At 59.0% G+C, this 21,647-nt stretch carries 26 protein-coding genes and 1 pseudogene; 9 read left to right on the top strand and 18 right to left on the bottom strand.

Going from position 1 to position 21,647, the window contains the following annotated elements:
* Positions 1-10: 10 nt before the first annotated feature.
* The 3 genes from G7007_RS04580 to ykgO form a co-directional block, all read right to left on the bottom strand.
* Positions 11-571 (bottom strand): DUF4174 domain-containing protein, encoded by a 561-nt coding sequence (locus G7007_RS04580; protein WP_181099359.1) that lies wholly within the window; start codon positions 569-571, stop codon positions 11-13.
* A gap of 209 nt (positions 572-780) precedes the next feature.
* Positions 781-3,141 (bottom strand): DNA polymerase II, encoded by a 2,361-nt coding sequence (locus tag G7007_RS04575; RefSeq protein WP_181099357.1) that lies wholly within the window; start codon positions 3,139-3,141, stop codon positions 781-783.
* A 63-nt stretch (positions 3,142-3,204) separates the two neighbouring features.
* Positions 3,205-3,348 carry a type B 50S ribosomal protein L36 gene (gene ykgO, locus G7007_RS04570; protein ID WP_060393971.1) on the bottom strand — a complete coding sequence of 48 codons (144 nt, stop codon included), beginning with the start codon at positions 3,346-3,348 and terminating at the stop codon, positions 3,205-3,207.
* Between the two features lie 167 nt (positions 3,349-3,515).
* Here ykgO and G7007_RS04565 point away from each other — a divergent pair, with 167 nt between their 5' ends.
* Positions 3,516-4,181: an SOS response-associated peptidase gene (locus G7007_RS04565; RefSeq protein ID WP_181099355.1), complete on the top strand. Its 666-nt coding sequence runs from the start codon at positions 3,516-3,518 to the stop codon at positions 4,179-4,181.
* 50 nt (positions 4,182-4,231) lie between these two features.
* On the opposite strand, the gene G7007_RS22110 is transcribed toward G7007_RS04565, so the two are convergent.
* A complete protein-coding gene (locus G7007_RS22110) occupies positions 4,232-4,366 on the bottom strand; it encodes a hypothetical protein (RefSeq protein WP_258198456.1) in 135 nt (44 codons plus the stop codon).
* Positions 4,367-4,519: 153 nt separating this feature from the next.
* Between G7007_RS22110 and G7007_RS04560 the strand changes: the two genes are divergently transcribed.
* On the top strand, positions 4,520-4,912 hold the full coding sequence (locus G7007_RS04560; RefSeq protein ID WP_181099626.1) for a low affinity iron permease family protein: 393 nt from the start codon (positions 4,520-4,522) through the stop codon (positions 4,910-4,912).
* Between the two features lie 115 nt (positions 4,913-5,027).
* Here G7007_RS04560 and G7007_RS04555 read toward each other — a convergent pair whose 3' ends face one another.
* Positions 5,028-5,273 (bottom strand): hypothetical protein, encoded by a 246-nt coding sequence (locus G7007_RS04555; protein ID WP_181099353.1) that lies wholly within the window; start codon positions 5,271-5,273, stop codon positions 5,028-5,030.
* A 228-nt stretch (positions 5,274-5,501) separates the two neighbouring features.
* Here G7007_RS04555 and G7007_RS04550 point away from each other — a divergent pair, with 228 nt between their 5' ends.
* Positions 5,502-5,981 carry a hypothetical protein gene (locus G7007_RS04550; protein WP_258198455.1) on the top strand — a complete coding sequence of 160 codons (480 nt, stop codon included), beginning with the start codon at positions 5,502-5,504 and terminating at the stop codon, positions 5,979-5,981.
* A gap of 41 nt (positions 5,982-6,022) precedes the next feature.
* On the opposite strand, the gene G7007_RS04545 is transcribed toward G7007_RS04550, so the two are convergent.
* Entirely contained in the window at positions 6,023-6,325 is a 303-nt protein-coding gene (locus G7007_RS04545) for a hypothetical protein (protein WP_181099351.1), read from the bottom strand.
* A gap of 201 nt (positions 6,326-6,526) precedes the next feature.
* Entirely contained in the window at positions 6,527-7,015 is a 489-nt protein-coding gene (locus tag G7007_RS04540; protein ID WP_258198453.1) for a hypothetical protein, read from the bottom strand.
* Between the two features lie 204 nt (positions 7,016-7,219).
* Here G7007_RS04540 and G7007_RS04535 point away from each other — a divergent pair, with 204 nt between their 5' ends.
* Positions 7,220-7,843, top strand: coding sequence for a LysE family translocator (locus tag G7007_RS04535; RefSeq protein ID WP_181099620.1), 624 nt, complete (start codon positions 7,220-7,222; stop codon positions 7,841-7,843).
* A gap of 12 nt (positions 7,844-7,855) precedes the next feature.
* On the opposite strand, the gene G7007_RS04530 is transcribed toward G7007_RS04535, so the two are convergent.
* The gene (locus G7007_RS04530) at positions 7,856-8,440 is read right to left on the bottom strand and encodes a TetR/AcrR family transcriptional regulator (RefSeq protein WP_181099350.1); all 585 of its coding nucleotides are present in this window, start codon (positions 8,438-8,440) and stop codon (positions 7,856-7,858) included.
* Between the two features lie 94 nt (positions 8,441-8,534).
* On the opposite strand from G7007_RS04530, the gene G7007_RS04525 reads away from it, so the two are divergent.
* Complete coding sequence (locus G7007_RS04525; RefSeq protein WP_181099348.1) at positions 8,535-9,716, top strand: MFS transporter; 1,182 nt, start codon at positions 8,535-8,537, stop codon at positions 9,714-9,716.
* Positions 9,717-9,859: 143 nt separating this feature from the next.
* Complete coding sequence (locus G7007_RS04520) at positions 9,860-10,117, top strand: hypothetical protein (protein WP_181099346.1); 258 nt, start codon at positions 9,860-9,862, stop codon at positions 10,115-10,117.
* Between the two features lie 25 nt (positions 10,118-10,142).
* Here the strand turns inward: G7007_RS04520 and G7007_RS04515 are convergent, their stop codons facing one another.
* The gene (locus G7007_RS04515; RefSeq protein WP_181099344.1) at positions 10,143-10,508 is read right to left on the bottom strand and encodes a VOC family protein; all 366 of its coding nucleotides are present in this window, start codon (positions 10,506-10,508) and stop codon (positions 10,143-10,145) included.
* Between the two features lie 69 nt (positions 10,509-10,577).
* On the opposite strand from G7007_RS04515, the gene G7007_RS04510 reads away from it, so the two are divergent.
* The 3 genes from G7007_RS04510 (at position 10,578) to G7007_RS04500 (ending at position 13,476) form a co-directional block, all read left to right on the top strand.
* Positions 10,578-11,267, top strand: coding sequence for a helix-turn-helix transcriptional regulator (locus tag G7007_RS04510; RefSeq protein WP_181099342.1), 690 nt, complete (start codon positions 10,578-10,580; stop codon positions 11,265-11,267).
* A gap of 523 nt (positions 11,268-11,790) precedes the next feature.
* Positions 11,791-12,399 carry a hypothetical protein gene (locus G7007_RS04505; RefSeq protein WP_181099340.1) on the top strand — a complete coding sequence of 203 codons (609 nt, stop codon included), beginning with the start codon at positions 11,791-11,793 and terminating at the stop codon, positions 12,397-12,399.
* Between the two features lie 510 nt (positions 12,400-12,909).
* The gene (locus tag G7007_RS04500; RefSeq protein ID WP_181099338.1) at positions 12,910-13,476 is read left to right on the top strand and encodes an isochorismatase family protein; all 567 of its coding nucleotides are present in this window, start codon (positions 12,910-12,912) and stop codon (positions 13,474-13,476) included.
* A gap of 51 nt (positions 13,477-13,527) precedes the next feature.
* Here the strand turns inward: G7007_RS04500 and G7007_RS04495 are convergent.
* The 9 genes and pseudogenes from G7007_RS04495 to G7007_RS04455 all read right to left on the bottom strand — a co-directional run.
* Positions 13,528-13,657, bottom strand: a pseudogene (locus tag G7007_RS04495) (IS66 family transposase); the annotation flags it as partial.
* A gap of 28 nt (positions 13,658-13,685) precedes the next feature.
* On the bottom strand, positions 13,686-15,266 hold the full coding sequence (locus G7007_RS04490; protein ID WP_181099336.1) for a sensor domain-containing diguanylate cyclase: 1,581 nt from the start codon (positions 15,264-15,266) through the stop codon (positions 13,686-13,688).
* Between the two features lie 413 nt (positions 15,267-15,679).
* Positions 15,680-15,946 (bottom strand): hypothetical protein, encoded by a 267-nt coding sequence (locus tag G7007_RS04485; RefSeq protein ID WP_181099328.1) that lies wholly within the window; start codon positions 15,944-15,946, stop codon positions 15,680-15,682.
* Between the two features lie 785 nt (positions 15,947-16,731).
* Positions 16,732-18,849: a UvrD-helicase domain-containing protein gene (locus G7007_RS04480; RefSeq protein ID WP_181099326.1), complete on the bottom strand. Its 2,118-nt coding sequence runs from the start codon at positions 18,847-18,849 to the stop codon at positions 16,732-16,734.
* Entirely contained in the window at positions 18,842-19,609 is a 768-nt protein-coding gene (locus G7007_RS04475) for a hypothetical protein (RefSeq protein ID WP_181099325.1), read from the bottom strand. The genes G7007_RS04480 and G7007_RS04475 overlap by 8 nt, the downstream gene beginning before the upstream one ends.
* 151 nt (positions 19,610-19,760) lie before the next feature.
* Entirely contained in the window at positions 19,761-19,961 is a 201-nt protein-coding gene (locus G7007_RS04470) for a hypothetical protein (protein WP_181099323.1), read from the bottom strand.
* Positions 19,958-20,470, bottom strand: a complete 513-nt coding sequence (locus G7007_RS04465) for a DUF2514 domain-containing protein (protein ID WP_181099321.1) — start codon at positions 20,468-20,470, stop codon at positions 19,958-19,960. The genes G7007_RS04470 and G7007_RS04465 overlap by 4 nt, the downstream gene beginning before the upstream one ends.
* Positions 20,467-21,012 (bottom strand): glycoside hydrolase family 19 protein, encoded by a 546-nt coding sequence (locus tag G7007_RS04460; protein WP_181099319.1) that lies wholly within the window; start codon positions 21,010-21,012, stop codon positions 20,467-20,469. The genes G7007_RS04465 and G7007_RS04460 overlap by 4 nt, the downstream gene beginning before the upstream one ends.
* Before the next feature lie 33 nt (positions 21,013-21,045).
* Positions 21,046-21,647 (bottom strand): phage late control D family protein (locus tag G7007_RS04455; protein WP_258198452.1); only part of this gene is annotated, 602 nt, incomplete at its 5' end.

Here is a 21,647-nt window from a genome sequence, read left to right as displayed (position 1 = left end):
GACGCGCCTTTCAGTCTTCCAGCGGTTTTGGCGGCTTGGCAGGTGCGGCGGGTTTAGCCGGCTTGCCTGCCTTGGCGTCCTTTGTGGCCGCTTCGGCTGCACTGGCCACCGGCTCGGGCGTCGAGACTGCCTTCTCACTGGCCGGCAACTCATCCACTGCCTTGAACACCGCCTGCGCATCGATCGCATCGGTCGTCTGCTCGTCCTTGAGCATGTGCTGCTGTCCATCCTTCCCGATCAGAATGACCTTGGTACCCTTGCTGGCGCTCAGCTTCAGCTCGCGGATCAATGCCATGGTCGCTTGCTGTTCGAGGAACTTGTCGTCCCGCTTGCCCACCAGGCCGGCGACGCTGAACAGCACCAGGCTACGCTCCTTGAACCCTGCCTGGGTTTCGGGTGCATTCAAGGCCTCGGTCAGCTGCTTGAGCGTCGGGTCGGCGGTACTCGGTGCAATCACCACCAGCGGCCTCGACTTACCCAGCTCACTGGTCAAGGGTCCATCGTTGTTGGCCGCCCATAGCGGTCCGGCAACGGCGAGCAACGTGGCGAAGGTCAATGACCGCGCGAGCATGGGTCTCTCCTTATGTATCCGTGACTACAGTTCAAAACGAAATATCTGTCATGAAAGCCTAAACCATCTGGCCGCTCGGCTCACGCCGAAACCTGTAATGGATGATCTCGGGCGTCTTGAGCGCCTCGGCCTGCCCTGCTTCCCTGAGCATAGCCCATGGCCACCCGCTGACGGTCGAGACCGGCGCCTTAGCCTATGACAGAACGCCGTCAGAACAACGGCATCTGCTGTCCGGTCAGCGCCGTGAAGTCATCGTCCACGAACGGCAGGATGGCATCGGCGATGGGCTTGAGCTGGCGCGACACGTAATGCTCGTAGTCGATCGGCGACGGATGATGGTCCAGGGGCTCAGGCCCGGACAGCGTGATCAGGTAGCTGATCCAGCCACCTTTCTTGTAGGCGCTGGGCCGTCCCAGCCCGGCATGGTAGGCCTCGGCCAGGCGCGCGGCGCGCACGTGCGGCGGTACGTTGCGCTCGTAGTCTGCCAGGGGCCGACGCAGCCGCTTGCGGTACACCAGCAGGTCATCGTGCTCGCCGGCCAGGGTCTGGCGCACGTACTCGCACACGTACGCCTGGTAAGGCTGGCGGCGGAAGATGCGGCCGTACAGTTCACGCTGGAACTCGCGCGCCAGAGGCGACCAGTCGGTACGCACCGATTCCATGCCCTTGAACACCAGCCTGTCCTCACCTTCGCCATGGCGTGTCAGGCCGGCGTAGCGTTTCTTGCTGCCCTCCTCTGCGCCGCGGATGGTCGGCATCAGGAAGCGACGGAAATGCGTGTCCACCTGCAGCTCCAGGGCGCTGTCGAGCTGTTGGGTCTGGCGCAGGTGATCGCGCCACCACTGGTTGATCTCGGTGACCAGCGTGTGCCCCAGGTGCATCGCCTCCTCCTCGCTGAGCGCCTGGCGCAGGCACACGAAGGTAGAGTCGGTGTCGCCATAGATCACCTCCAGGCCACGTGCCTCGATCAGGGCGCGGGTCTGGTGCATGATCTGGTGTCCACGCAGGGTGATGGACGACGCCAGGCGTGCATCGAAGAACCGGCAGCTGGGCGTCCCTAGTACGCCATAGAACGCGTTCATGATGATCTTCAGTGCTTGTGACAGTGGCGCGTTGCCGTCCCGCTTGGCCGCTTCGCGCCCCTGCCACACGCGTTCGACGATGTGCGGCAGACAATGTCGGGTCCGGGAGAACCAGGCCTCGCGAAAGCCCTCCACCGCGTGCGTGGGGTCAGGGTCGGCCAGCCCCTCGACCAAACCGACCGGGTCGATCAGGAAGGTCCGGATGATCGAGGGGTACAGGCTCTTGTAGTCGAGCACCAGCACCGAGTCGTAGAGGCCAGGGCGTGAGTCCATGACGAAACCACCGGGGCTGGGCAGGTCCGGCTGGCTACCCAGATTGGGCGCGACGAACCCCTGGCGGTGCATCGCCGGCAAGTAGAGGTGGCTGAACGCGGCCACCGAACCGGCACTGCGGTCCACGGGCAACCCGGTCACCGTCGCTCGCTCGAGCAGGAACGCCATCAACCGGGTGTGGGCGAAGATCCGTGTGACCAGTTCGCAGTCCTTGATGTTGTAACGTGCCAGGGCGGGCTTGTCCTCGGCGAACAGGCGATTGATCTCGTCCATGCGGTGGTAGGGCGTGGTGATGGCCTTGCCGTCGCCCAGCAGGGTGCGCGAGACGTTTTCCAGGCTGAAGGACGGAAAGTTCCAGGTTGCCGCACGCAGGGCCTCGACCCCGTCGATCAGCAAGCGCCCGACGGCGCTGATGCTGGCATGCCCATGCTGGCCTTGTTCGCGCACCTGCAGGGGGCTGCCGTCACGACCCATGCGCAAGGGCATCTGGAGATTGGCTGCGTGCTTGTGCAGCAGGCGCAGGTCGAACTGCACCACGTTCCAGCCGATGATCGCGTCGGGGTCATGCTGCTGCAGCCAGTGGTCCAGGCATTCGATCAGCTCGGCACGCGTGGCGCGGTAGATCAGCTCGACGTCCTGATCGTCGTCTGATCCAGTGGGCGGGCCGAGCATGTAGACCTGTCGCTGCCCGCAGCCCTCCAGCCCGATGCAGTAGAGCTCGCCCTGGGCGGTGGTCTCGATGTCCAGCGACACCACGCGCAAGGTGGGACGGTAATCGGGTTCGGGCCTGAGCACGGCGTCGTCGAACGCGCCATCGGCCCGGAGCGTGCCGGTGAAACGCACGGGAGCGGTGATGAAGCGTTCCATGAGGTAGCGCTCGGGCGGCTTGATGTCGGCTTCGAACACGTCCACGCCTGCGGCCCTCAGGCGATGCTCGAGGGCCAGCAGTTGCCGGTAATGGCGGCAGTACAGACCGAATACCGGGCGCCGGGCAAAGTCGCGCAGTGCGAGCGGCTTGAGTTCGACGCCCGGTTCGTCGCCCACGACAGTCAAGGTCAGGTCGCGCTGCTCGACCGGCACGAACGCCACCGAAGTCTGAAGCGCCAGCCGTACGCAGCGCGGCCCCGCCTCGGTGGCCAGCCAGAAGGTCACCTGGGTGCCCTCTGGCAGGTCCTGCCAATGCCGCGTGAGGACGAAGCCTTGCTGCCATTCCACGCTTGCGCACCCTCGATTCGTTTCGACCGGAATGAGGCGCAGTGTACGCGGATCGGTGCCCTTTCAACCGCGTTTTTTGACCCCGCCTTGACGGGCCTTGAAGCGTGGATTGGACTTGCAGATCACATAGAGCCGACCGCGGCGCTTGACGACCTGACAGTCGCGGTGGCGCAGTTTGGCGTTTTTGAGAGATGACAACACCTGCATGATGACGCTCCTGTTTATGTAATACTATTACATTACAGCGAATGCTTTCCGCCCTGCAAGGTCCAATCGAGCATCCATGGGTGCCTGCCTGACAGCATCGCCCTCCTGCTCATCGAGGGTGATCCATGGGCTGGCCCGTCTGAATGTCTGTCGAAGAGGAACGCCCCATGTGTGGACGAGTGACCCAATACAGCGATACCTCCGAATTTGTCGCTGCCCTGGGATGGGAACGCACCTGGCATGACAGGCTCGAAGGGCAGGCAGCGCCGCGTTTCAATGTCGCGCCTGCCACGTCCGTTACCGTCTTGCGCCAGGAGGCCCAGGCCTTGCGTGCCGAACGTGTGCGGTGGGGCTGGCGTCCGCACTGGGCGACGGACCGGGCCGCGCCGATCAATGCACGGGCAGAGAAAGTCGCCCATGGCGCCTTTTTCCGCGCCATCTGGCCCCACCGCGCGATCACACCGATCGATGGTTGGTACGAATGGGTCGATGAAGGCGGCCCGCGCAAGCAGCCTTACCTGATTCGCCGACGGGACGGTCGCCCTGCCCTGTGTGCCAGCATCGGTCGCTTCAAGGGGGACGAGCAGGATGGCTTCGTGATCATCACGGCCGATGCGCAAGGCGGCATGGTCGATGTGCACGACCGAAGACCGGTGGTGCTGGCACCTGAGCTGGCGCGCTCATGGCTTGGTGAGACGCTGGAAGGCGAGCGCGCCGAGCAGATGGTGTTGCATCTGGGTGAGCCGGCCGAGGTCTTCGAGTGGTACCGGGTGAGCCCTGCGGTGGGCAACGTGCGTAATCAAGGACCTGAACTGATCCGCCCGCTTGATTGAGACCCGGCCTGGGCCGGATCTGGGGCGAACTCGTTACGACGTCGGCCGGCTCAGCAGGAACCTGGCGGAATGCCGTCCTTGTTGACGTCCTTCAGTCGCTCGCGCTCCTCCGGGGTCGAATGCGCGGGCACGTCGTCCGGTTCAGGGTTTTTGGCGGGCTGCTCGTCCGTCTTTGGGTCTGTCATGGTCGTGATCTCCAGAGTGGTTTCCGTTGGGCACTGTCGAGCCCACACGGTTCAGTCCGAGCTGGCATTCGAGTGCCGTCCATGAATGTAAAAATAAATTTCAGCGCGCCACGGTTGTCACACACTCCAATCATTGCAAAAAGGAGCCACACCATGACGTTCTCGAGATTCTGCCAATGGCTGTCCAACCGCTCTGGCAGCTCAGGGACCTTCTTGCTCGCCCTGGCGCTGATCATCGTCTGGGCCACCACCGGCCCCTACTTCGATTACAACGACACCTGGCAGCTGATCATCAACACAGGCACCACCATCATCACGTTCCTGATGGTCTTCCTGATCCAGAATACGCAAAATCGTGACAACGACATCCTTCATGTGAAGCTGGATGAGCTGATCCGCGCCACCAAGTCGGCGGAAAACTCGGTACTCGACCTGGAAACCATGAGCAGCCGTGAGCTGCAGCGCCTGCGAAAGGCCTACAGGGCGATGGCAGAGCAGCAGATCGAGGAGGCGCAGGAGGAAGCAGAGAAGACATCGAAAAACTGAGGCGCCGGCCGGGGCACCGATGGTGCCCCTTACGCCTGGTGCATCCTATTTGCCCAGGCAGCCTGCTCGACGGGAACGCACAGGCATCGAATGCGCCTGCGCACCGTCAAACGCGTCAACGGTTGGGTGTTGGCGTTTGGGTCTTGGCTGTCCCGTTGTCGCGGTCGACCAGCGAATCCTGATCGGAGCCCGGGTTGCCGGCCGGCGGGGTCCAGTCTTCCGGCTTTTCGGCCTGCTCGCCGGTACCCTGCTTGGGTTCCGAACTGGCTTGCTCAATGCCGGAGCCGTGCTCGTCACCGGTATCGCGGGGTTCCGACGGGCCTGGGTAGGGCGCTGTCGGACCGTTGTTGTCTTTGATCATGTTGGCTCTCCTTCTTGGCTGCAAAGTGGCTGAGTGCCTACATGTGAGGCATCTACCCTGGCAAAGTGTCCCCAAGGTCGATGAACGGTCCGCATCGGGCATCGCTATGGGGTACCGTGGCCAGCGAAGATCAGGCTTGATGCCTGACTCGATGAGCCTGGCGCAGCGCATTCAAGCATCGTTCGAGCAGGCCGATACAGAGGCGCCCCTCACCTCCAAGGCCGGTACATGTTGACCCTTCCCCCAGCGTCGAACCAGACGGTGCTAAATGCTTCCCAGACTTCTACCCTGACCCAAGGCCGTGAGACGTCGACCGGTGGCCCGCCTTCAGAGGGTCGTCAACGCACCGAAGCGGTCAAGGTATCGCTCTCGGGCCTGGCGCTGCAGAAGGCGGCCTCCGCGCAGAAGGCGGCTTCGAACCGGGACATCGAAGAAAGCGGTTTGCCGGACACGACTCAGAAGATTCTGAAGATGATTCGCGAGCTGAAGCAGAAGATTCAGGAAAAGCAGGCCGAGCTGCAAACCGTGCTGGTGGACCCTGGCCTGGATCCGCAGATGCGGCAGCTGAAGGCCGCTGGCATGCAATCGGAACTGGGCTCACTGTCTGCCGCACTGACCACGGCCAGCACAGCGTTGAACAAGCAGATCAAGGATGGCCTCTTGTCGGCTGAACAGGGCCAGCAGGCTGCCATGCTCGCCATGAAGTGACCACTGACCTCATCAACCTTCAAGTCACTACCCGCCTGGGATCAGCCGTCACGATCGCGGCCTTCGCAGGTCTCGTGCACGGGCATCATCAGCTCGCGCCTTCTGTGTTGCTCCTCATGACGCATCCCTTCACGTCGCTGCTCCATCTCCTGCGTCACAGCCTTGCTTTCGGCAAAGGCCAGCCATTGTTCAAAGGCCTGGCGATGGGTGCTGACGACCTCGCGCCACTGCACATCAGGTAGATGGCCATAGGCAACATGCTTCATGGTGTCCGTCACGACCTCATTCAGTTGCTTGATCAACTGATACGCCTCGAACTGTGCAGCATCGTCTTTTGGCGACATGACATCGATTCCCTGGAAAGAAGTGTTTTTACAACTGCTTATGCGGGTGACCTGATGTGGGATGTCATGGTTCAGAGAAAAGTCGATTCCCCGATGAGGGGGACTAATGACAGGGGCACTCATGATTGGAGACAGGAATACCCCTGTGGAACGCTCAACCGTTGACCTGGCCGTATACATGCCCCATTGCAGGGACTCGCTTCAGCGCGCCGTACGTGTCAGCTTGAGCAGCCCGCCGTCGTACCAGAGCAGACCCAGCGTGCCGTCCGCACCGACGAAGAACGCAGGGTCTTCCTCACCCATTGGGCCCCAGCTGCCCGAGCCACACCGTACGCTATAGGGCGTGCCACGCGACAGCCCCAGCTTGTCGAGCCGGCCCTGGACATCCGGGTCCGGCGCCACGGTCAGCTTGCGGAAGGTGGGCTGCTTGCAGGCGTCTTCGGCACTGTCTGCGGGCACCCAGGTCAATGCATCGGGCGTGAAGCTGGCGTGTTTGCCCATGAAGGTAGGATCGTTGTCCTGCAACGCCTGCACGCCGGTATCCGAGACGGCCACGCTCGTCACCTTCCAGTCGCCCTGAAAGGTCGAGATCAGCTGCGCTGCGTTGGTTTTCGAGGACGTGTTGGCATCGCACCCCGACAGGATCAAGGCCAACAGTGAAAATGATGCGCTTCTCAGGGAGAGTGTCATGGCCGCCTCTTTTGAATGACTGGAAAAATCATGCCTTGGATGTGCCCGTACCGGTATCGATTGCACGGTATGGCCTGGTTGAGACTGCTCTGGCAAAAACAGGTTCAGGGACGTCAGGTATTGAGCTACGCTCGATGCACTGCCGCGTCCGATCGGTCGGGTGCGGTCAGTATCCCGATCCTGGACCGGCCTGCAAGGATGCCGATGAACGCCACGACCCTGATGCTCTTTCTGCCCGCGTGCTTCGCACTCAACCTGGCCCCGGGGCCCAACAACCTTCTCTCGATCCATAACGCGACACGCTATGGATGGGGTTCCTCGTGCGTCGCCGGACTGGGCCGCCTGCTGGCCTTCGCCTTGATGATCACCCTGGCCTCGGCGGGGCTGGCCGTGGTCTTGCGGACGTCGGAGGCGATTTTCCAGGCCATCAAGATCGTCGGCGGGCTCTACCTGCTCTACCTGGCGTATCGGCTCTGGCACGCGAATGTCACCGTCGAGCAGGGTTCGAAGGGTGGCGTAACCCACAGTTTGTGGGGACTGGCCAGGCAGGAGTTCTTCGTGGCGGCGGGCAATCCCAAAGCCATTCTGATCTTTACGGCGTTTCTCCCTCAGTTCATCGAGCCTGGGCAGGAAGCCGGCCCACAACTGGCCCTGTTAGGTGCCCTGTTCCTGGTGCTGGAAGCCGTGGCCATCGGGCTTTATGCCTACATGGGGCTGCGCCTGCAACGTTGGACACGCGAACCTGTCGCCTGCCGACGTTTCAACCGCGGCTGCGCAATGCTGCTATCGCTGGCGGCCTCGCTGCTGCTGACTGCGCGACGCGCCTGAAAGGCTGAAGGCTCAGGACGGCCCTCCTACGGCCCCGGTTTCGTCCTCGGCATACAGCGCTCGATCGAGCAGGCGCCGCTGAAGCGCGGCGTCTGGCTGCTCACCACCGAACAGGGTCCTGAAGATCAACGGCGCCACCAGGCCATCCATCAGGATGTCGATCGATGGCGCAGGTTCACCGCGAGCCTGTGCACGCTCGAGCAGCATCGTCAGCCGCTCGCGGGTCGGTTCGGTGCAGCGTACAGGGCATCCCATGTTGGTCGCCGTCAGTGCATCACGCAGCATGGCTTGTCCAGGCCGGGAGACCAGATCGTCGACATAGCGCTCGAGCCAGATCACCAAGTCTGTGCGCAAGCTGCCGGTATCCTCAGGCGGCGCGTCGGGCTGGAGCCGTTGCAGGTCGACATCGGCCAGCAGGCTCGACAGGTTGCCCCAGCGACGGTAGAGGGTCGAAGGCGTTACACCCGCGCGTGCGGCGATCAGTGGAACCGTCAGCGCATCACGGGGCTGCTCGTCGAGTAGCGCCCGCACCGCTTCGTGGATGGCATGCTGCACCCGGGCGCTACGGCCACCGGGGCGAGAGTGTTTGGTCGTCATGCGGGCATGATACCCCACCAATAAAGCTAATTAATTGCTTTTAAGAGGAAGACACCCTACCCTAACGCAACTTTTTAGCTTTAGTGGTGAGTGGATGACCCTTTCTCGTTTCGATACCCACACGCGTCTGATCGTGCTGGGCGCTCTACTTTTCACCTTCATGGCCGCTTCCAGCGCCCCGACCCCTTTATACGCACGCTACCAGGAGGCCTGGGGGTTCTCGACGTTCTGGCTGACCTGGGTCTTTGCCGTCTATGCCTTTGCGCTGCTCGCCGCCCTGCTGGTTGGCGGTCGGCTGTCCGATCACCTGGGGCGTCGCGTCGTCATCCTGGCCGCCGTGGTGATGGAGGCCGGCGCACTGGTACTGTTTCACCAGGCTCAAGCGATGGCCGACCTGCTGCTGGCCAGGGCCCTGCAAGGGTGGGCCACCGGTATCGCCACCAGTGCCCTGGGCGCAGCGTTGCTGGACAGCGATGCACGCCGTGGCCCCTGGCTCAACAGCCTGGCACCGTTGCTGGGCATGACGGCGGGGGCGCTGGGCTGTGGCCTGCTGGTCACCTTTGCCCCGGCGCCACTGCAGCGGGTCTACCAGGTGTTTCTCGGGGTCTTCCTGGTGCTGGGCATCGGGCTGGCGATGCTGCCTGATGTGCTGCGGCCACGCCCTGGTCTGCTGGCTGGCCTGCGACCTCGGCTGGCAGTGCCGCCCCAGGCACGCGCGATGCTCTGGCGTGTGCTGCCGGTCGAGTTGGCGGTGTGGGCCATCAGCGGGTTCTACCTGTCCCTGATGCCAGGCCTGATCAAGGCCGCCACCGGAACCACGTCGGTGCTCGTCGGCGGTTCGGTCGTGGCGGGCCTGACTCTGAGCGGCGCAGTCTGCCTGCATGGGTTGAGGCACTGGCCCGGCGAGCGCCTGCTGCGCCTGGGCAGCGGCGCGCTGTGCGCGGGCCCAGTGGTACTGTGGCTGGCCGTGGCGAGCGGCCACCTCTGGCTGTTCGCCCTCGGCACCCTGATCACCGGCATCGGTTTCGGCAGCGGTTTCCTGGGCGCCACGCGCAGTCTGTTCCCGTTGGCCGAACCCGACCAGCGCGCAGGGCTGCTGGCAGCGTTCTACGCGCTCAGCTACCTGGCCTTCTGCGTGCCCGTACTGCTGGTCAGCGTGACCGTGTCCTGGCTGGGTCTGGCAGGTGCAGCCCAGGTGTACCTGGCAGGTATCGTGCTGTTGACGCTGCTGGGCAACTGGACGCTGGCACGCCCTCATCCCGTTCAGCCCGCCTGAATCGAGACGCCGATACCTGCTCACCGGGTTGCGCGCAGCGCGTCGTTTTCGTACGGTGCGCGGCCCGGGCAATTCATCGTCGCTTGCCCTCAACGAGCGAGCGACGACACGCTGATGGCTTCGATGGCCAAGGAGCATAAGGGATGTTCGAGTTTCTGACGGCTCTGTTCGAACGCCGCAAGGTGCGCAAACAGCAGCGTACCTCGACGGCGTCCGGCACCGGTCACGTGTCCGACGTGCCCGCGCCTGCCCTTCTTGCGCCGCTCGTCCTGCTGCCGGACGCATGCGAGCCTTCCCGCTCGAGTAGCGCATGCGAACCAGGGCACTCTGGCAATCACGACAGCGGCAGTTCATCGAGCGACAGTGGCAGCTCGAGCGATGGCGGGGCCAGCTGCGACTGACCGCTCCCTGTCATGTGTGACGTGCTCAATCGGGCAGGCAGACGCGCAGGCGGTGACCGTCCAGATCCAGGGCCACGAACGTCAGCCCGAACACCGCTTCGTGCAACGGTTGCTCGATACGCACACCGTGTTCGGCCCACTGGCGGTATAGCGTCTCCACGTGCTCAGGCGTATCCACCAAGAACGCGACCTCGCCACGATGACCACGACCTCCACTTCTGAAGTCACGGGCCGCGATGGACCATAGCCCCAGCGCTGTCCCTTCATTCAGCGCGAAAGAGACATAGTGCGGAAACATTGACTGCGTGCTCGTACCTAGCAGCTGTTCATAGAAAGCAGCGCTTGCCTGCGGGTCGCGTACGTACAACAAGATCAGATGCTGATGACTCATGACACCTCCTGGTTCGAAGAAGCCACAAGGCTATTCGACACTGCTGACAGAACCTGTCAGCATCCGTCCATGACCCGTGCCGAACGCCTTCTTGCCGTGGTGCGCCTGTTGCGCGCGCACCGCTATCCCGTGACGGGCCAGCAGCTTGCCCAGTCGCTCTCCATCAGCCTGCGGACCCTGTACCGCGACATCGCCACCTTGCAAGCCCAGGGCGCAGACATCCGTGGCGAACCCGGCCTGGGTTATGTGTTGCACCCCGGTTTCACCCTCCCGCCGATGATGTTCACCGAACACGAACTCGAGGCGCTGATGCTGGGGATGCGCTGGGTCGCACACCGTGCGGATCCGGCGTTGTCGCAGGCGGCCCATGACGTGCTGGCCAAGGCCGAGGCCATCTTGCCGCCCGGTGGCGCCGAACGCTTGAACCGCACGGCGCTGTTTGCCGCCGGCGCTCGACCGGACACCCCTCTTGCCTTCGATCCACGGATCTTGCGTGAGGCCATTCGGGGAGAACGCAAGGTCAGAGTGTCGTACCACGGTGACAGCGCCAGCCTGTCGGTGCGTGTCGTCAGGCCGGTAGGGATCGGCTATTTCGACCAGGCGGACATCCTGGCCGCCTGGTGCGAGACCCGGCAGGACTTTCGGCATTTCAGACTGGACCGTATCCAGGCGCTGACGCTGCTCGAGGAAGGGTTCAAGGGTCAGGGGGGGTGGCTGTTGAGGCAATGGCGGGTGGCGGGGTTGGCTGTCGTGCCGTGAGGGTGTGGAGCGCTTCTGGTCCTCGGCCTGCGTCTTATCGGTGCCCTCGGTGACATGGTCGACGCCAGGCGGAGAGGAGCCAGATGACACCTGTCGCAAGCACCCACGACCACCGGCTCTCTGGGTTTAAGACCATTCCGACCAGGGCAAGCAAGGTCAGTGCTGCCCCCGCCCAGCGCTTGCGCTTCGGTGTGAACCATCGCTGGAACGCTTTGTGCTTTTCTTGCAAGCGCATCAGGCCTCCTGCTGCCGGGTCAGCGTTGGAGTCTACCATTCGCCCTGTCCACAATGCCCTACCCTCCTGCTCCATGGGCATGAAAGCATCGGCACGAAGCGAGGCGCATGTGTCTTTTGACGCATACGTTCGTCCAATCAGCATTCATCAGTGCATGAGACTGACCCATGAAAGATGGACTTTCGGTAGTCGGGATGGCGAATGAGACAGGCCTGGTCAACCCACTCGTCGAGGCGGTTCGAGCGCAGCGCTGAGGCTGGCGTTCGTCCAGGGATGTGGTACGCGTCCATGGACGCTGGATATTACACCGTCGAGCGTGTCGCCTGCGGCATGGATGTCAGAGATGACGAAATCCTGTCGCAGGCCTTGACAGCGAGCCGGCCCTTTATCAAGGAGAAAACACCAATGGTCAAGGATGCACCCAATGTCAGATGGCCGACACTGATCGCCGTATTGGGGTTGGTCGTGACACTCTCCGGTGGCGCCATGACATGGTATGCAACCTACCGATCGACCCAGCAAGCGGCCTCGGAAAGCTGCATAAGACGCGTGGACGCGCAAGAAACGCTGATCAGGGAAAAAGCTGAATTGCTCCTGGCAAGCATTGCGGCGATGGGCAGTAAATCGCAAGCGCCGCACATGACGCTGGAGGGCTTCCACCTACTGGGCCAGGATGTCTTGGACAGCGCCATGCGCTTTACGGCATACGCTCCCGGGGAGCTCGCGGCCCAAACGTTCAAACTCGCCAGGGTGATACAGCTTGGGCTCATGGCCCGCACCCCGGAAGAGAAGCTGGCCTCCATCGACCAAGCGAGTACGGCCATGTCGGGTTGGCCCAAGGCCTACTTCGCGTTGATGGAAAGGTATAGCGAAAGGCGCGCGGCGTGTTTGCGGTGACCTGAGCTACCGCTTGTCGCTTATCGTGCACGTCAAAAAGCCAAGCGCCACCGACCATTGACACCCTGGTAGACCCAGGGCTGGAATGGACAAGCGCCCACTTCAATGACGCATGCAGACCTGAACGATTGGACGCTTGCAGTCATTGGCGCTTTTAGCTTCACGGGGGACGCTTACTACCTGAGGATATCGGAATCGTTACGCGGGACATGCTCAATGGGTCCAATGATCATGCGTTCACGATCGATGCAGTTCTCGTTTTCGGGTGCATGGGCTCACTCAGCTTGAGCAGCCTGGATTTTGCTACGTCGTACGTCGTTGGTACGCCTTGATGGGCGAGCAGCAGGTCAATGGGTTATACGCCCAGTCGAGCGCCAGGCGTTTCGTTTCATCTTGGCGAAACGAGCCTGAGTGGATGTCGCCCCTGCCCACGCCCTCTGGGGTTCTACTCTACTTGGAATGTTGACAGTCATTACGGTACGTTCAAGCCCCATCGAAGGAAATGGACCCATGAAGGATCGATCCTGTCCCACGCCCCTTGTCATCCTGGATGTCCAAGATGCGATTGACCTCCCCTGCTGGAACGGCAAGAACAACCCTGGCTATTTGGAGGTGATCCAACGCCTGCTTGCCCACTGGCGATCGAACGGTTGGCCGGTTCTTCATATCAAGCACGACGAACCCACCTCGTCCTCTCCTTATTTTACCTACGGCCCCTGGAACGGTATCAAGAAAGAGGTCATGCCGATCGAAGGCGAAGCAATCGTCACCAAGCACGAAAATTGTGCCTTTATCGGCACCGAGCTGGATCACCTTCTTCGCGAGATGCAGGCAAAGCGCTTCGTGCTGACAGGGGTAGTCATTCACAACAGCATGGATGCCACCATCCGGGCAGGGAAAGCGCTGGGATACAGCATCATTCTCCCCGCAGACGCGACGACGGCCGTGCCTGTCATTGGGCATCAAGAAAGGTCTTGGGATGCCGACACCGTTCACGCGTTGACGTTAGCCATACTCGGCGCTGAATATGCCACCATTATGTCCTCGGACGATGTCATCGCACAGCTTACTGGGTGAAATGGGCCGAACAGTCCAATGCGGGGGTGGGCGCTATGTTTCGTAGGCAGTGAGCAGCGGCTGCATGTGCCCGCCGCACGGGATGACCCAACGTGTCAGGGTTTGACGTAAGGTCGTGACGTCCCAGCACTTTTTCGAAACGATGAAGTGGCAGGCCGTTCACGTACTGGATGGCCAGCAACGCCTACGTCATTCGAATACAGTGACGCTCATGCATCCGTATGCTCAGACGAGGACTGATCCAATCCAGGTGCCGCCGAACAGTTGTGCAATAACTGGCCTTGAACGCAATTGCGACCTTTGCTTTTCGCAACGTAAAGCAGCCTGTCCGCTTCAGCCAAGGCCATGGTATAACCCTCTTTTTCAGGCGCCTGGATGGCCACCACGCCTGCGCTAATGGTTACTTTCTTTAACGGGCTCCCCGCATGCTCTATCTGAGCATTGGTGACCGCAGATCTTATGTGTTCAGCGACACGCAGCGCGCCCTCGAGATCCGTGTCAGGCAACATGACTACGAATTCTTCTCCACCGAATCTAGCGGGCATGTCCATTGGCCTTTTGGCATGCACCCTTATGAGGTCGGCAATCAGCGTCAAGCAGTGATCGCCCTGGAGATGACCATAGTGATCATTGAACTGTTTAAACCAGTCCACATCCAGCAATATCAGCGACAGAGGGGATTGGTTTCTGCCTGCTCGCCCCCACTCTTTTTGTAGAGCCAGGTCAAAGCAGCGGCGATTGGCCAAACGCGTCAGGCTGTCCGTATGAGCCATAATCTCCAACTCATTCTTGGCGGCATTGAGTTCCACCTCCGCGTCGACCAATCGTTGGATGTGCCTATACAGCAACCCGCCCAGAAAAGCCAAGGCCAACACGATCAGGCTGACCATTGCAATTGATCGGTATGCATACGTCCACCAGGAGGCAAAGACTTGCTCAAATGACACCCCCGCAGCGGCGACGATCGGTAGTTCAGCAAGTCGACGATAGGCATACACGCGCTCCACGCCATCGACTATTGATTTGAACACGGCAGTGCCGCTGTTGTGACGCGGCAGGTAGAGACTGAAGAGCTCACCTTTGGACACATTGGTAGTCTTCAACTGGGCCAGAGCAGGCCGCCTGGCCAACAAGTCACCATTGTTCAGTGCCAGGAAGATCACACCATTTGCGTCCACGTCCAGCCGCTCAAAAAAATTCTGAAGGTAAGCGACAGGTATCGTGGCCAAGGCCACACCGCCGAAACTGCCATCCGCCGCGTTGATGCGCCGACTGACCGGAATGATCAACTCTCCGGTTGTACGGCTCTCCACAATGGCGCCGATATGCACGGCGTCATCCACATGCTCTCGATGATACCTGAAATAAGCGCGATCGCTGTTATTTCCAGAATTCACATTGCTGGCAAATGAATTAGCCACCCACGTCCCTTGCTTGTCATAGACAAAGAGCCCCTGGAGACCTTCATTATTCACGACGTTCTGAACCATGAGCTTGGTGAGTCGCGCTCTTTCGGCGCCCTCCAAAATCCCATCATGCTCTAGACGCTCAACGAGATCCCGCAGCGTGTTATCTGCCTGCTTTACCGTGTCCTGAGCGTGCTGCTCAGCAGCGCGAACGATATTGCGAACAGTCATCTCGGCGTTGGCTCTGCGCTCAACCCTGGATTGGTTCATTTGCCAAGCCGTGGCGAGAATCAGTGAAAGACACACGAGCGCTATGAACCCAATGACCGCTCTTGTAAGCAGCATGCGGCGAAGAGGCGTCGACAGGGGGAATGAAGATTTCATAAGCGTCATCAAACTGGCATTCAGATGGCCGTAGCAGCTTCTGTGCCAAGCCACCTTGAGTTGCAGCTAGAGGGCATCAGCCATGACGGCCAGAGCCTCACCTTCGAAAACGCGTCAGTCAGGGAAAAGTCGATGAGGCCCTGCCGTGCCCGGTGTGCCATGGTGTGCCTATCGCTTCGACAACGCCGAGCTGGCTGCCAAGACCCGGCAGTTCAGTTCCGGGATATTAGACCGAAAGCGGCTTCAGCGATCGATGGCATCATAAACGCCAGCAGGCTGCTCGGGCACTCGGAGTAGCAGATCACCAAGCGGGGCTCTCGTCGGGTGGGTGAGGTGGCCAGCCCGACCAAATAGAGCGCCGGGACAGTAGGTCAGGCCATAGTTTCCAGCGTTGGTCTTGGCCTCCACCCCGGTCATGTAGCCCTTGATAGTGATGTGCCCGCGCTTGTGTAGCAGGCGAAGCTCTCGCCCAGCACCCCGCCATCGGTGTCGAGGAAATGGGGGTACATGCGCAAGAAGCCAGGCGCATCCGACCCGCGCACGTAGACGCTGAAGGTGTAAGTAGCTCCGGCCATGACCTTGACCCATGCCCAGCCATCGGCGGGGCTGGAAACCACCTCGATGTAGTTGCCGGCGCCAATGCTTAGGGCGTTGAGGTTGCTGGTCAACGGCGAAGGCATGAAGAAATGCGCCGCGGCGCCAGGTGCATATCGAGCCGCCGCAGTACGGCAACCTCTTGCGCATGTTTCTGCGCCGCGCTGGCGAATCAACCGACAGGCTCGAGCGGCACAACCCCAGGAAGAATGGGCACTCGGCGGCCCGCTGCTACGAAGCACGGCTGCGATCTGATAGGCAGCGGCCGCCTTGCATGCGCGGTTGAAGTACTGGCTCACCGAGTGCGGCGCCAGGGAGAAGACCTTGCCGCCCAGCCACGCCGGCAGGCCATCCAGAAGCGCCCGCGCCGTCGAAGAGAGCAGCACCAGCCGACGGGTGCCGTTCTTGGTGTCCTCCAGCAGCGCGTGCTTGCCTTAACGGTCTCGCGGCGCAGGCCCAGCAGCTCATTGCTGTTCATAAATAGCCATGCACCGGATTTTGCCGGGGACACGCAATTTCCATCGGTGTCCCAAATTTGTCCCAAATCCGGCCTGGGACAAAATCCGAAGGCACAAAAAAGCCCCGCAACCTCAATGGCTGCGGGGCTTTCGAATATGGAGGCCGAGGTCGGAATCGAACCGGCGTAGACGGATTTGCAATCCGATATTAATTTCCTTAAATTTCAATTACTTGCGAAGATACCATTTCCGCATTGCTAATATTTCAAATGACCCAAAAGCCTTTAAAATCAATAGATTGCCACCCAGTTGCGGAATTGATTTTGAGGTAAAACTATCGCGGAAACCAGATAGACCACCTGCATAAGCTTGATGCCGAACAACAAATGTAGCTCGGCATTTTCATGATCAGCCTAACCCTCCAACTCCAGCAACCCTTGATCTTTAGCCTCAGAAATTACTGAAGGGACGTAAGTAGCACAAACTATACTCAGCGATTGAGCAGCGCGACTGCAGGATAGGTAAATCGAGATTAGCTCACGTAATCTTCCGAATTGCGATGCTGGCTGAATCGCTCCTGCAGCAACTAATATTACATGACTAAACTGAGTACCACCTACGAACTGCCAAGGCGCGACGATCACTGAACGCTTAGTATAAGAAAGCTGCTCTACATCATCGAAGCTTGCAAGACGCTTTACAGGAAGCTTTTTTAGCTCCAGGCTCTCTATCAACAACCCATCCACATCCCCTAAAGTTGCTATACAAATCCGATCATTTATAGTTGCCTCCGAATAATATTTCTGAGCCAGCTTGGCCGCTTCATACACAGCCTTTATATCATTATCAAACGAGTAAAGAACGGGTCTCTTATTGCCAGTTTTCTTATAATCCTCAATTTTCAGAGGCAGTGCATTCAAGGGAAACTTCTGGTAGAAAAAATTAATAAGCTCAAAAATTTCTGCATTGAAGCGATGAACAGTGTCCAAGTAGACTGGTTCATTCTGAGCAATTCCTGTGCGAGTATTTAGCGCAGCAAAAACGCCCTGCGAAGGGTCTTCTGCAGTGATAAATGGCACGCCTTCTCTACTTCTTCCTAGAAGTTCTAATGCGGAACGCTCCTGCGGATCAAAAAGCTGCAATTCATCTACAAAAATGTAATCGTAGCCCTCAGTTTCTTTACGCATCCGCCATGAGAACGTCTCAAGCACCCTAATAGCATCTAGTATAAATTGATCAGTTGTAATTGAAGATCTATCTATCAATTCCTGCATAAATTTTTTGTACACGGCTATAACATACCCTCGATCAACGGCCGTGACAAAAGGAGGCATCCAGTCTTCTCGCTGACTGTTTATATATTTTCGTACTGACTCCTGATCATCGGTAGCTACTCCAGATGCGCTCAGCACACCTGATATTTCTTCATATAAATTAAGCAAAAGCTCAAGCCTAGCGCGACTGCCTTCATCGGAATCAAGCGCATCTTTTATCCAGCCTGACAGGCTCTCCTCGCGCGTGGTTTCATAGCTACTAGAAACAATTTTTTTAATTATTTCCAGGGACTTTAATCTCCCATCACTTGAGTCATCCCCAATCAATTCAATACGGTTATTCCCAAAACTGCCAACATGCTGTTCGAGCAACGCAATTAAGGGGAGGGTGGTGATGTTCAGACACATCTGACCACCATTCAAAGTAGTAAGAACCCCATCAATCCGCTCAGCCATTGCCCAGCTATGGGTCACCACTAAAATCTTACTACCTTTTGCTATCACTTCACCATCTCGTGACAGCTGAATAGCTCGCATGCATAGGGCTAAAGTCTTCCCAGAACCCGCTGGACCCACTATGCGGATGGATATCGTAGAAGGATGGCTAATAGCTCTTCTTTGAGACTCAGTCAGATCCCCTAGCCATTGCTCATAAGTTCTACTATGCGTTACAGACGTACTGCCAATTGCCTTTAAGTCAACTTCAGCAGCAAGAGCATTCGCATGCTGCTGGTCAGAGGCTTCAGGCTTAACACGGCTAAGCGCAGGAATTAAATTAGATAGGTTTTCTGGCCAAGGTGACGGCGTATACATTGCCAAATTCACCTCTGATCCACTCGATGCCAACAAGTCGAACCTAACGCAATTCTTATCACCATCCAAGTCTGCAATCCATCTTTTAGAGGAATTCAGCTTCGACAATACAAAAAAGGCTAAGAAATTTTTATGATGATATTCCGACCACTGCCTTGGCAAATGGATCGGTGGAGTTTTGAATCCTTTTACCACCCTAGCTATTCTGCGATATATGTCACTTGGATTTACATTCATACCTGCTAAATCTAGCAAGCAATCTGAATTAATAAGAGCAAAATATGGTCGATCAGCTTCTTCTGCGGTCACGTATGCATCTATGCTGCTTGATAATTCCAGCTTATGCACGCCTTGTTGGCTCACGGGAAAGAAGTACTCATCGAAGCCTCCAGACAAGAGACACAAGTCTAACGCAGCCTCAGTAACAATAATATATTTAGACACTGCGGTATACCTCGTCAACACTTTCTTCAAGGACCTTAGGAATATCGGGCAGCCCAATATCCGAGAAAACCTGAGCCATGATTTGGGTTAGCCTATAACGAAAAGGAGAATCTAGCCTGGCTATCCTCTCGCCAGGTCTTTTGCTTATTTCCGACGTCCTAATTGCTATCGAATTTAACGGAACCTGCCAAATGTGCCTTACCCAAGCAATACTACCTTCAATTCCTAAGGCCTTGGTACAGGGCAGATTTAAAACGTCGCCTCTGCTTCCTATCTGCTGACTCAACGAACTTGCCTTTTTTAAATCGCTCTTAACGGCACTCATAAGAGCCTTATAACTAGCAACCGAGATGAAATTGAGGTCACCCAAAGCAACTTTTGCTGCTAAGAGAATTGGATCATCCTCACGCAAACTACAGCCTGCCACCTTATCTTTCAAAATTGCAAGCCTGACCTCAACCTCAGAAGACTTTTCAACCTCAAAGCTCCTGAAGGCAAAATGCCTAATCGAATCTCGCTTGCCTTCACAATCTTCAAGAAATAAGTAATTCTCAAGAAGCTCTCTTACCGAAACAACCGGAATCAAGGTTACTAGCCTAGCATGCTTACCCTTTTCCAGATCGCAATCAGCAGTTACGACTATTCCACTCCTCCTAAGAGGATCTTCTTCTTTTTCAAAAAAAATCAAATCCCCTTGCGTTAAACTGGCGCATGGTGAAACAGCCGCATCAAGAATCCAACCTTCTACCTTTGTACTCAATTTAGAACTCCTTTCTATGCAATTCTCGACACTTCATCACTACAATCCATTCTACTGCTGCGAAGGCAGAAAAATCTGCCTTCCTAGCTTGAGTGGCCAGTCCACACGGAAGAACCAAAACCAATAATGTGACGTGGCTAATTTTTAGCCATTATTGGACAGGCAGGACGGCCGTACCTGCGTGCATATGATAGTGGATCGCAGCTTTCATTTGCGCTTCATAAATCAAGCGCAATCGGTTAATTGCGGCCGCTGGATCGCCACGTTCCTTTGCCTCCAGGTAGTCCCGATGGGCGCCTCTGGCCTGTAAGTACAGTGGATGGTCTGGCATGATCTGCTCGCGATTGCTCATGGCAACTGCTCCCTGCTGTTGATCAGCGCAGTATAGGAGGCTTCGCAGGCTAGGCCAGCTATCTCAGCTCGGTCATACGCTTTCGCCAGCTCTCCCGCTCGAGCATCAGCCCGTGCGAGCAGGTCGGAGAGCACCATGGCGGCGCGGGTGGCTGCCTGGCCTCGGGCGACAGCGGCGGGATCCGGGCTGGGGCAACTGACGGTGGCGGCGAGCTGGGCGGCGGCGTGCTGCAGCCGCTGGCCAGCAGCAGCGGCGCCAGCAGCACCAGCGTCAGCCATTTGGATTTGTTCGTGTGCATGGGTTCTTGCCTCTTCCTGCGCCTGAGCGCGTCGTTGTTCTTCTTCGCGGGCATCGCGCTGGCCCAGGGCCTCGGCCTGCCATTCGCCGCTGTCGCGCTGCGCCGATGCAGTCAGGCCCAGGCTGCGCTCCACCGATCGACCGTGCTGGTAGGCCCCCCAATACGACGCCAGTACCAGGGCCAGCAAGCCAAGCCGCGCTAACCAGGTCACTGCAGCACCTTCAGCGCAGCCTCGTAGAACGCCTGACGCTCCTGCAGGCCGTTGGTGCCGCCATTGATCCGCTTGGTGATGGTCACGAAAGCCCCCTTGTCGGCCAGGCTGTTCAGCCCCTCCTTATGCCAAAACCAGGCCGCCGAGTTCGCCGCATGCTCTGGCTGCTCGAGCAGTTCGGGGTGGTTGAGCAGGTCCAGGCCCAGGGCCTCACCGCAGCGCGCGTGGTTGTCGCGCCCAGTGATCTGGATCAGGCCGTGGCCGCGATACTTCTGCCCGTCGCCGTCGGCCTCGGGCGTGTTGCCCAGACGCGCGGCCAGGGGGCCGGTATCATACTTGGACAGGTACTTGTCACTGCCCAGCTCGCGCACATAGCGGAACTGCCCGGACTCGTGCCCGACCTGGGCCAGGAAGGCCGCGCGGCGCAGTCGGGTGACGATGCCCCATTTGCCCATGGCCGCATTGAGCGCAGGAACAAAAACGCCGGCGTTGCGGCCGGCGTTGGGGAAAATCTGCTGCAGCTGTCGAACGGTGATGGTCATCTTGCTTCTCCAGATAGGGGGCATAGCCCCGCGTTACACCTGCACCGCACGAAGCGGTTTGTCGGTTTTCTTGGTCTTCTTGCCTTTGGCTTTCGCCTTGCCCTTCTTGCCGCCGTTGCACTCCACGGTCGTGGTCCACCCGGACTGGGTGAACATTTGATCGACTCCATCCACCAGGTACTCGCCGTCCAAGCCAGGCTTGAACCCCTGGGCGTTGATCGAGCGTTCGGCGAACAGATCAGTGCGCCCAGGCATCTCGATGCGCACGCCGGCGGTGCTGCGGTTGAACGCTGCCAAACGCGCCTTGGCGGCCTGCTGGGCAGCGGTCTTGTTGGGGTAGACGTGCCGATCGGTATGCACCGGCGGCAGGCTGTCCGGGGCGTCGTCGTTGCCCAGCTCGACCACCTGCAGCTTTCCGGTCTTCTGGTCTTGGTGCTGGGTCTTCACCGCCTTCTGCGTGCTGCGATCGCCAAGCCGGAATTGGTACCGGTTCACGTCGGTCTTGTTGATCGTCACCACCGACATGGCCTTGCCGGTGGTGCTCTGCCCGCCCTGACGCGGCATGACCAGCAGCTTGCCTTCGGCCACCTTGGCGGTGCAGTCGTATTGCTTGGCCAGGCGGGTGATGAAGTTAA

Origin of the sequence: Pseudomonas entomophila (assembly GCF_013523125.1) — a bacterium.
Lineage (GTDB): Bacteria > Pseudomonadota > Gammaproteobacteria > Pseudomonadales > Pseudomonadaceae > Aquipseudomonas > Aquipseudomonas entomophila_B.
Note: the sequence above shows the minus strand (reverse complement) of the source record. Positions and strands in the feature narration are given on the sequence as shown.

What these genes read in the sequence shown, in the direction of transcription:
- G7007_RS04510 (WP_181099342.1), top strand. Translation starts at nt 10,578, where the DNA reads ATGACCCGTGCCGAACGCCTTCTTGCCGTGGTGCGCCTGTTGCGCGCG.
- G7007_RS04530 (WP_181099350.1), bottom strand. Translation starts at nt 8,440, where the DNA reads ATGACGACCAAACACTCTCGCCCCGGTGGCCGTAGCGCCCGGGTGCAG.
- G7007_RS04490 (WP_181099336.1), bottom strand. Translation starts at nt 15,266, where the DNA reads ATGAAATCTTCATTCCCCCTGTCGACGCCTCTTCGCCGCATGCTGCTT.
- G7007_RS04505 (WP_181099340.1), top strand. Translation starts at nt 11,791, where the DNA reads ATGGACGCTGGATATTACACCGTCGAGCGTGTCGCCTGCGGCATGGAT.
- G7007_RS04555 (WP_181099353.1), bottom strand. Translation starts at nt 5,273, where the DNA reads ATGATCAAAGACAACAACGGTCCGACAGCGCCCTACCCAGGCCCGTCG.
- ykgO (WP_060393971.1), bottom strand. Translation starts at nt 3,348, where the DNA reads ATGCAGGTGTTGTCATCTCTCAAAAACGCCAAACTGCGCCACCGCGAC.
- G7007_RS22110 (WP_258198456.1), bottom strand. Translation starts at nt 4,366, where the DNA reads ATGACAGACCCAAAGACGGACGAGCAGCCCGCCAAAAACCCTGAACCG.
- G7007_RS04535 (WP_181099620.1), top strand. Translation starts at nt 7,220, where the DNA reads ATGAACGCCACGACCCTGATGCTCTTTCTGCCCGCGTGCTTCGCACTC.
- G7007_RS04520 (WP_181099346.1), top strand. Translation starts at nt 9,860, where the DNA reads ATGTTCGAGTTTCTGACGGCTCTGTTCGAACGCCGCAAGGTGCGCAAA.
- G7007_RS04560 (WP_181099626.1), top strand. Translation starts at nt 4,520, where the DNA reads ATGACGTTCTCGAGATTCTGCCAATGGCTGTCCAACCGCTCTGGCAGC.
- G7007_RS04525 (WP_181099348.1), top strand. Translation starts at nt 8,535, where the DNA reads ATGACCCTTTCTCGTTTCGATACCCACACGCGTCTGATCGTGCTGGGC.
- G7007_RS04580 (WP_181099359.1), bottom strand. Translation starts at nt 571, where the DNA reads ATGCTCGCGCGGTCATTGACCTTCGCCACGTTGCTCGCCGTTGCCGGA.
- G7007_RS04515 (WP_181099344.1), bottom strand. Translation starts at nt 10,508, where the DNA reads ATGAGTCATCAGCATCTGATCTTGTTGTACGTACGCGACCCGCAGGCA.
- G7007_RS04550 (WP_258198455.1), top strand. Translation starts at nt 5,502, where the DNA reads ATGTTGACCCTTCCCCCAGCGTCGAACCAGACGGTGCTAAATGCTTCC.
- G7007_RS04500 (WP_181099338.1), top strand. Translation starts at nt 12,910, where the DNA reads ATGAAGGATCGATCCTGTCCCACGCCCCTTGTCATCCTGGATGTCCAA.
- G7007_RS04460 (WP_181099319.1), bottom strand. Translation starts at nt 21,012, where the DNA reads ATGACCATCACCGTTCGACAGCTGCAGCAGATTTTCCCCAACGCCGGC.
- G7007_RS04485 (WP_181099328.1), bottom strand. Translation starts at nt 15,946, where the DNA reads ATGCCTTCGCCGTTGACCAGCAACCTCAACGCCCTAAGCATTGGCGCC.
- G7007_RS04470 (WP_181099323.1), bottom strand. Translation starts at nt 19,961, where the DNA reads ATGAGCAATCGCGAGCAGATCATGCCAGACCATCCACTGTACTTACAG.
- G7007_RS04540 (WP_258198453.1), bottom strand. Translation starts at nt 7,015, where the DNA reads ATGACACTCTCCCTGAGAAGCGCATCATTTTCACTGTTGGCCTTGATC.
- G7007_RS04565 (WP_181099355.1), top strand. Translation starts at nt 3,516, where the DNA reads ATGTGTGGACGAGTGACCCAATACAGCGATACCTCCGAATTTGTCGCT.
- G7007_RS04545 (WP_181099351.1), bottom strand. Translation starts at nt 6,325, where the DNA reads ATGTCGCCAAAAGACGATGCTGCACAGTTCGAGGCGTATCAGTTGATC.